The 6,796-nt window shown below is 62.4% G+C and carries 8 protein-coding genes; 4 read left to right on the top strand and 4 right to left on the bottom strand.

The window, feature by feature from the left end; genetic code table 11:
• The 3 genes from fmdA to AC1D0Z_RS13870 all read left to right on the top strand — a co-directional run.
• Window positions 1-890: formamidase (gene fmdA / locus AC1D0Z_RS13880; RefSeq protein ID WP_477658812.1), on the top strand; the 890-nt coding region annotated here is incomplete at its 5' end.
• An 18-nt stretch (window positions 891-908) separates the two neighbouring features.
• Complete coding sequence (locus tag AC1D0Z_RS13875) at window positions 909-1,250, top strand: zinc ribbon domain-containing protein (RefSeq protein ID WP_477658811.1); 342 nt, start codon at window positions 909-911, stop codon at window positions 1,248-1,250.
• A 159-nt stretch (window positions 1,251-1,409) separates the two neighbouring features.
• Complete coding sequence (locus tag AC1D0Z_RS13870) at window positions 1,410-2,447, top strand: aliphatic amidase (RefSeq protein ID WP_477658810.1); 1,038 nt, start codon at window positions 1,410-1,412, stop codon at window positions 2,445-2,447.
• A gap of 81 nt (window positions 2,448-2,528) precedes the next feature.
• Here AC1D0Z_RS13870 and guaD read toward each other — a convergent pair whose 3' ends face one another.
• The 4 genes from guaD to AC1D0Z_RS13850 form a co-directional block, all read right to left on the bottom strand.
• Entirely contained in the window at window positions 2,529-3,827 is a 1,299-nt protein-coding gene (gene guaD / locus AC1D0Z_RS13865) for a guanine deaminase (protein WP_477658809.1), read from the bottom strand.
• A gap of 87 nt (window positions 3,828-3,914) precedes the next feature.
• The gene (locus AC1D0Z_RS13860; protein ID WP_477658813.1) at window positions 3,915-4,277 is read right to left on the bottom strand and encodes a 6-pyruvoyl trahydropterin synthase family protein; all 363 of its coding nucleotides are present in this window, start codon (window positions 4,275-4,277) and stop codon (window positions 3,915-3,917) included.
• 29 nt (window positions 4,278-4,306) lie between these two features.
• The gene (gene queE / locus AC1D0Z_RS13855; RefSeq protein WP_477658808.1) at window positions 4,307-4,951 is read right to left on the bottom strand and encodes a 7-carboxy-7-deazaguanine synthase; all 645 of its coding nucleotides are present in this window, start codon (window positions 4,949-4,951) and stop codon (window positions 4,307-4,309) included.
• 236 nt (window positions 4,952-5,187) lie between these two features.
• Window positions 5,188-6,072: a LysR substrate-binding domain-containing protein gene (locus AC1D0Z_RS13850; RefSeq protein ID WP_477658807.1), complete on the bottom strand. Its 885-nt coding sequence runs from the start codon at window positions 6,070-6,072 to the stop codon at window positions 5,188-5,190.
• Between the two features lie 128 nt (window positions 6,073-6,200).
• Between AC1D0Z_RS13850 and AC1D0Z_RS13845 the strand changes: the two genes are divergently transcribed.
• Entirely contained in the window at window positions 6,201-6,605 is a 405-nt protein-coding gene (locus AC1D0Z_RS13845) for a tautomerase family protein (RefSeq protein WP_477658806.1), read from the top strand.
• Window positions 6,606-6,796: the final 191 nt, after the last annotated feature.

Raw genomic sequence — 6,796 nt, 5'->3', positions numbered from 1 at the left:
GCGGCTTTCTGACCGACCATTTCCCCGAAGCGCAAAAGTCGATCTGGGACTTCAAGGGCATGTTCACGAGCTCGCGCCACGTGCCGGGCGTGAACTTTGCCGGGCTGATCCACCCCGGCCTGATAGGCTGCCTGCCCGACAAGGCCATGCTGGACATGTGGAACACGCGTGAGCAGGCGCTGATCGACAGCGACCCTACGCGTACCGGCCTGGCCAACCCGCCTTCAGCCGGCACCGCGCACATGGGCAAGATGACGGGCGCCGCGCGCGACAAGGCCGCGGCCGAGGGCGCGCGCACCGTGCCACCGCGCGAACACGGCGGCAACTGCGACATCAAGGATCTGTCGCGCGGCTCCAAGGTATTTTTCCCTGTCTATGTTGATGGTGCGGGCCTCTCCGTGGGCGACCTGCACTTCAGCCAGGGCGACGGCGAGATCACCTTCTGCGGCGCCATCGAGATGGCCGGCTGGGTGCACATGAAGGTCACKCTCATCAAAGGCGGCATGGCCAAGTACGGCATCAAGAACCCGATCTTCAAGCCCAGCGTGATCACGCCGCGCTACGACGACTATCTGATTTTCGAAGGCATCTCGGTCGACGAGGCCGGCAAGCAGTACTACCTGGACGTGAACGTCGCCTACCGCCAGGCCTGCCTGAACGCCATCGAGTATCTGAAGAAGTTCGGCTACTCGGGCGCACAGGCTTATTCCATCCTGGGCACGGCGCCGGTGCAGGGCCACATCAGCGGTGTGGTCGACGTGCCGAATTCCTGCGCCACGCTGTGGCTGCCGACCGGGATCTTTGACTTCGACATCAACCCCAACGCATCCGGGCCTATCAAGCACATCGACGGCAAGATCAGCATGCCGCTGTCGCACGACCTGCCCTGATACGCGGAGACAAACGCCATGCCCACCTACGACTACGACTGCCCGAAATGCGGCAGCTTTGACGCGCTGCGTTCGGTCTCCATGCGCAACCAGGCGGCCGCCTGCCCGAGCTGCGGCGGCCTGTCAGCGCGCATTTTGTCTGTCGCTCCTTCGCTGGCGCTGATGGAAGACGGTACGCGCCGCGCGATGGACACCAACGAGCGTGCCCGGCACGAGCCCAAGCGCTCCGGCGACTACGCGCGGCTCAAGCATCCGGCAGGCTGCGGTTGCTGCTCCAGCGGCAAGCGCGGTGCCACGATAACGGCACCCAACGGCAATAAGGCCTTCCCAAGCAAGCGACCCTGGATGATCAGTCACTAGAGATGGGCTCCCCCCGAAGCGCCTGCGGCGCCTCCCCCTCAAGGGGGCAACATCTGCGGCCTGGCAAAGCCAGTTCCGCGCTGTTCCTGGGTTAAATCACGCTGATCGCTTTGGTCGCGGTTGGTGTAACGGCTACCGAAGAGAACAAGGAGTTTTGACATGATTCACGGCGATATTTCCAGCAGCAAGGACACCGTCGGCGTGGCGGTGGTCAACTACAAGATGCCCAGGCTTCACACCAAGGCCGAGGTGGTGGAAAACGCGAACAACATCGCGCGCATGCTCGAAGGCATGAAGAAGGGGCTGCCGGGCCTGGACCTGGTGATCTTCCCCGAGTACAGCACCCACGGCATCATGTACGACAGTAAAGAAATGCATGAGAACGCGGCCACGGTGCCGGGCTTTGAGACCGAAATCTTCTCCGCCGCCTGCCGGCGTGCCAAGGTGTGGGGCGTGTTCTCACTGACCGGCGAGCGGCACGAGGAGCACCCGCGCAAAGCGCCCTACAACACGCTGATCCTGATGAACGACCAGGGCGAGATCGTGCAGAAGTACCGCAAGATCATGCCCTGGGTGCCGATTGAAGGCTGGTACCCCGGCGACCGCACCTATGTGAGCGACGGGCCCAAGGGCATGAAGATCAGCCTGATCATCTGCGACGACGGCAACTACCCGGAGATCTGGCGCGACTGCGCGATGAAGGGCGCCGAGCTCATCGTGCGTTGCCAGGGGTATATGTACCCGGCCAAGGAACAGCAGATCCTGATCTCCAAGGCCATGGCCTTTGCCAACAACACCTATGTGGCGGTGGCCAATGCCTCGGGATTTGACGGCGTGTATTCCTACTTCGGCCACTCGGCGCTGATAGGCTTTGACGGCCGCACGCTGGGCGAATGCGGTGAAGAGGAAATGGGCGTGCAGTATGCGGCGCTGTCCAAGAGCCTGATCCGCGACTTCCGCCGCAACGGCCAGTCGGAGAACCACTTGTTCAAGCTGCTGCACCGCGGCTACACCGGCATGATCAACTCGGGCGACGGCGACAAGGGAACACCCACCTGCCCCTTCAGCTTTTACGCCGACTGGCTGCGCGACCCCGAGGCCGCACGCAAACAGGTAGAGGCGTTTACGCGGACCACGATTGGCACGGATGAGGCCCCCATGGAGGGGATTCCGAACCAGAGCAGCGTTGCAGCTTGACCCATCAGCTATTCTTTTGATAGCTGCTTGCGCCCGCCCATATTGGCCGAAACCCTTATTTTTCTGAATTGAAGGCTGTTTTCAGACCGGCAGCGACTGCCCCGCTTGCGAAATTACCGTCTTTTGGATGAGCCGGTCATCGCCCAGCACGATCAGGGAGAACAGCAGTTCGTCCAGGCTGGCGGCTTGAGCCGTCTTGCGGGCCAGCAAGGGCGTGGCCTGCAGGTCCAGCACCACAAAATCGGCTTCGCAACCGGGCTGCAGGTTACCGACAACGCCTTCAAGGCCCAGCGCCCGCGCCGCGCCAGCGGTGTGCTGCCACCACAGGTGCTGCGGCTTGAGCGAGAGACCGGTTTTGGTCTGCCCTTCCCTTCCCACATAGTACGCGGCCAGCATGGTGTGAAAAGGGCTGAACGATGTCCCACCACCCACGTCGCTGGCCAGGCCATAGGGGAAACCAATCCTGTCTGCGCCCTCGTAGTCGAAAAACCCGCTGCCAAGGAACAGGTTGCTGGTGGGGCTCACGGCTGCCGCCGTGCCGGTGCCGCGCATCAGCGCGCGGTCTTCGTAATCGATGTGGATGCAATGCGCATATATGGCGCGCGGGCGCAGCAGTCCGAACTGTTCATAGACGCTGAGGTAGCTGCGCGCCTTCGGGTAAAGCTGCCGCACCCAGGCGATTTCGTCCTTGTTCTCGGCGACGTGGGACTGGATCCACACATCCGGGTACTTCGCCGCCAGCTCGCCGGCGCCGCGCAACTGCGCCTCACTGCAGCTGGGCACAAAACGCGGCGTGATGGCATAGCCCAGCCGGTCTACGCCATGCCAGCGCTGAATCAGCGCTTCGGTGTCCTGCAAGCTTTGCACCGTTTCGTCACGCACGCCGTCCGGGGCATTCTGGTCCATCAGGCATTTTCCCGTCATGAGGCGCAGCTGGTTTTTCTGTGCCTCGGCAAACAGCGCGTTCACGGATTCCACATGGGAAGTCGCAAAAGCCAGCGCCGTGGTGACGCCGTTGCGCAACAGCTCCGCTATGAAAAATGTAGCTGCTTGCGCACAGTACTCATGGCTTGCAAAGCGTTTCTCTTCTGGAAAGGTGTAGTTTTCAAGCCAGGGCAGCAACCCTTCGGCGGGTGAGCCGATCACGTCCAGTTGCGGGTAGTGAACATGCATGTCGACAAAACCCGGTGCGATCAACCGGTTCGGCAGGTGTTCTGTGGGCACCTCGGAAAATTGGGACACCAACGCCTGGTAGCTGCCGACGGCCTGCACAACCTGGCGGCCTCCGGCGTCGGGCCCGGTCACCAGCAGGCCGTCGGCTTCAAACACGGCCTGTGCAGGCGCGGCAAAGTACAGGAGGGCGGCGCGGTAGGCTTTCATGGCTGCAAGATTACCCCAGTCACGGCCTGGCCGGATATTCAAAACCCGATAGGACTTATTGGCCTTGTTGCCAGCCCCGAGGCCGGCTCAGCGGCTCACGCGGCAGCCGTCACCCAGCGAGGCGCGCCAGACCCGTACCGAAGTCAGGCCCGGCAGGCGTGCGTCGAGCTTGCGGAAGATGAACTGGCACAGGTTTTCCAGCGTGGGCGGGCCCAGGCCTTTCACGTCGTCGAGCAGGTGGTGGTCCAGCTCCCCGCGCAACACTTCAATCTCGCGCCGTACCAGGCCGAGGTCCATCACCATGCCGGTTACCGGGTCAGGCACGCCGGCCAGGAAAACTTCGGCGTTGTAGGTGTGGCCGTGCACGCGCTTGCTGCTGTCGGCTTCGATGATGCGCTTGAGCGTGTGGGCTGCATCAAAGTAGAAGATCTGGCTGATTTCGCAGCGCATGGGCGCCGGCGCGGGATGCTTTGGGGTGCTCATCGGATGCCCGTGATCTTGTGGGTTTGCAGGCTGAGGCGCCACGCGGGGCGCTCCATGCACAACTGGATGCAGGTTTCGGTGTTCTGCCGGCGCTGGGGGTTGTCCATGGGCTGCAGGTAGCGATGGGTGAAATCGGCGGCCTCAAGCTCGGCCAGGTCAAGGCCCGAAAAAAGAGGCTGAGGCCATACCACCTTGAGCTCCTGGCCCGCACGCTGCACCCAGGGCGCACCGGCCTTGGGGCTCACACAGATCCAGTCGATGCCTTCGGGCGCAGCGATGGTGCCGTTGGTTTCCACCGCAATCTGGAAGCCCCGCGCATGCAATGCAGCAATCAGTTCCGCATCCACCTGCAGCAAGGGCTCACCACCCGTCATCACCACAAAGCGGTGCGCGCTGTCGCCGGCTGGCCACTGCGCTTCAATTTTTTGTGCCAGCGCATCGGCATCGGCGAACTTGCCGCCCAGCGTGCCATTGGTGCCGACGAAATCCGTGTCGCAGAACTGGCAGACGGCCGTGGCGCGATCCTGCTCGCGGCCTGTCCACAGGTTGCAGCCGGCAAAGCGGCAGAACACCGCAGGCCGCCCGGCATTGGCGCCCTCACCCTGCAACGTATAGAAAATTTCCTTGACCTGGTAGCTCATGGCGCGGCCYGCGCAGGCATCTTCGGATGCAAGGTCGAAGGGGAAAATGGAAAAACAAAACAGGCGCCCACACAAGCCAAAAGGCCGGGGGCCGCGAGGTTTTTATACATGGTAGTCCTCTACATGGCCCCGGAAACAAGGCAAATGCCGGCGCGCCGGGGCGGCACGCAAGCCCTGATTTTAATGGCCAGCGGCCAATGACGGGATTTCGGAGGATTTACCGCCAGATACCGGCTTCAGGGGACCGGCGCCTCATGCGCCTGTTTTTCGAGCCAATCGCAGAAGCTGTCCAGCCGTGCATTCGGCCCGGCCCGGCGCCTGGCCACGTACTGGTAGCTGCTTTCCTCAAAGCCCAGCGGTGCCACCAACCGCCCCGCGCGGATGTCGTCCGCCACCAGATGCCAGGGCGCGATGCAAACGCCCAGACCAGCCACGGCCGCCTCAAGCGTGAAGTAATAGTGTTCAAACTCCGGGCCCTCCTGAATGGGAAGGACAAGGCCGCGCGACTCGCACCACATCTGCCAGGCATCCCGTCGGGTCCGGGTGTGCAGCAGCGGCAGGCGGGCCAGGTTGACCGCTTCGCGCAGGTCCGCCTGGTTGGCGAGCGCAGGCGCCATGACGGGCCCCAGGCGCTCCGCAAACAGTGGCAGCAGCGTGGCGGATTTTTTGCTGGTTCGCCCGTCTACCGTGATGACGAGGTCGTAGCGATCACGATCCACATCGACCACACGTTCGGCGGCGCTGAGCCGGACGTCGATATCGGGGTGGCGCGCATTGAAGTCATAAAGGCGAGGAATCAGCCATTTGACGGTAAAGGTGCTGAAGCAGGAAACATCCAGCGTTCCTGCTTCGCCGCTGCGCACTTCACGCACCGCTGTTTCCATCTGGTCCAGCGCGGCAGAAAGCGCCGGCCACAGCGCAGCGCCGGCGGCCGTCAGCTGCGGTTTGTTTTTGGCGCCTTCAAACAAGGTCGCGCCCAAAGACTGCTCAAGCTGGCGCACCTGCCGGCTGATCGCCCCAGGGGTTACGGACAACTCCTCGGCTGCAGCGGTCATGCGGCCCAGCCGGGCGGCAGCTTCAAAGGCACGCAAGGCATTCAAGGGCGGGAGATGGCGTTTCATTATGTGAGTTTATGACACATACGATGTGCAAACAAATCGCTTTCCCCGATGGCCGTTGATTGGCAAAATCCAACCTTCCTGCGAGATCTTCAGCTCGGCATTCGCCCATTCTATTGAGGAAAAATCACATGCCGTTTATCCGCACCAGCGTCCATCACAGCACCAGTCCCGAACACCGAAAAGGCATCGTCGAGGGAATTCACCAGGCGCTCGTCGACAGCATCGGCATGCCTGAAGACGAGCTTTTTAATTTGGTCAACGGCTACGATGCGCAGCATTTTTTCTTCAGCCGCAGCTTCAACGGCATGGCGCGTTCAGAGCAACCCGTGGTCGTCGAGATCACGATGCGGCGCGGCCGCAGCGACGCCATGAAGCGCGCGCTCTACGCGGCCATTGCGGGCAATTTAAAAGCCAACGCCGGTGTCGCGGCCGACGACGTCTTCATCTTCATGCATGAGAACGACTATTCGGACTGGTCGGTGGGCGGCGGCGCGTTTGCCATGGCGCTGGTGCAACAGCCCGGCCCTAACTGAGCCTGGCTGATGAGCGAAGCGCTTACTTCTGCGCCGCTGTGCCGCCGGACGGCAAAGCAGGCAGCACCGGATAAGCCTTCGCCATCCACGCATACATCACCACCCCCACTAGCAGCGAGGCTGCTGCAATTTCCAGTGAAAGCGTGAAGCCTGCACCCGCATTGGGCGTGCGCCTGAGCAGCACTGCGACC

Source organism: Polaromonas sp. P1_E3, assembly GCF_056405935.1.
Note: the sequence above shows the minus strand (reverse complement) of the source record. Positions and strands in the feature narration are given on the sequence as shown.